Source organism: Streptomyces sp. NPDC058086 (assembly GCF_042885015.1).
GTDB lineage: Bacteria > Actinomycetota > Actinomycetes > Streptomycetales > Streptomycetaceae > Streptomyces.
In genome coordinates, this window is sequence record NZ_JBHVST010000307.1 from 1 (window position 1) to 1,158 (window position 1,158).

Annotated in this window: 1 protein-coding gene; it reads right to left on the reverse strand. The window is 70.9% G+C overall.

Features of this window, described 5'->3' with window-relative positions:
* Nucleotides 1-91: 91 nt before the first annotated feature.
* Nucleotides 92-940, reverse strand: coding sequence for a GNAT family N-acetyltransferase (locus ACFVWD_RS58470; RefSeq protein WP_389607337.1), 849 nt, complete (start codon nucleotides 938-940; stop codon nucleotides 92-94).
* Nucleotides 941-1,158 lie beyond the last annotated feature (218 nt).

Genomic DNA, 1,158 nt, shown 5'->3' on the forward strand with positions numbered 1-1,158 from the left:
GCGAAGGGGGTCCCTCCCTGTTCGAGCGAAGCCGAGAACTTGGGGGCGCGTGCATGGCGTCGCGGGGCAGACGGGAATGTGACGACAGGGCCTAGAACAGCACGCTCATGAACGCGCCGATCTCCTGGAAGCCGACACGGTGGTAGGCCGCCCGGGCCGGGGTGTTGAAGTCGTTGACGTAGAGGCTGACGAGCGGGGCGACGTCGGCGAGGGCGTAGCGCATGACGGCCGCCATGCCCGGGGCCGCCAGCCCCTGTCCCCGGTACTCGGGAGCGACCCACACCCCCTGGACCTGGCAGGCCTGCCGGGTGGCGGCGCCGATCTCGGCCTTGAAGACGACCTTGCCGTTCTGGTCGAGACGGGCGAACGAACGGCCGGTGCCGACGAGTTCGGCCACCCGCGCCTGGTAGAGCAGGCCGCCGTCACCGGCGAGCGGTGAGACGCCCACCTCCTCGGTGAACATCGCCACGCACGCCGGCATGATCGTTTCCATCTCGTCCTTGCGGATGCGGCGGACGTACGGATCCGGGGCGATGTCGGCGGGGAGCCGGTCGGTGACCATCAGGGGCTGGTGGGCGCGGACCTCGCGGGCCGGGCCCCAGCTGGGTTCGAGCAGCCGCCACAGCTGGGCGGTGGCCTCGACGGGGCCGACGATCGAGGAACAGCGGCGGCCGGCCCTTCTCGCGCGGTCGGCGAAGCCGCGGACGGCGCGGGGGGTGGCGCAGATCGGGACCAGGTTGGCGCCCGCGTAGCAGAGGGACCTCAGCATGCCGTCCTCGTACCAGCCCCACATCTCGCCGCCGAGCCGCCAGGGGTCGAGGCCCGCGACCTGTACCCGGGACGCGACGAACGCGTTCGCGACCGGGTCGCGGTCGAGCACGGCGAGCGCGGCGTCCAGGTCACTCGGTTCGAGGACCCTGGTGGTGGTCTGGGTCAACAACGGGACGACTCCATCACTCCTTGCGGGCAACGACAGCGCGTCGCGCACCCTGTTAGCGTCGTCGTGTGCTCGTTTGTGAGCATCGGCCAGGGCTTGACCGTCGCATCACTGCGAGAAGCCCCCCGGGGCGGAGTCACACGGTCTGCTGATCTCCGTACTTTAGCCGGAGATACCGAGCAGCACCGCACGCAAGGGACCCGGGTGCCCCTCCGGAGGGG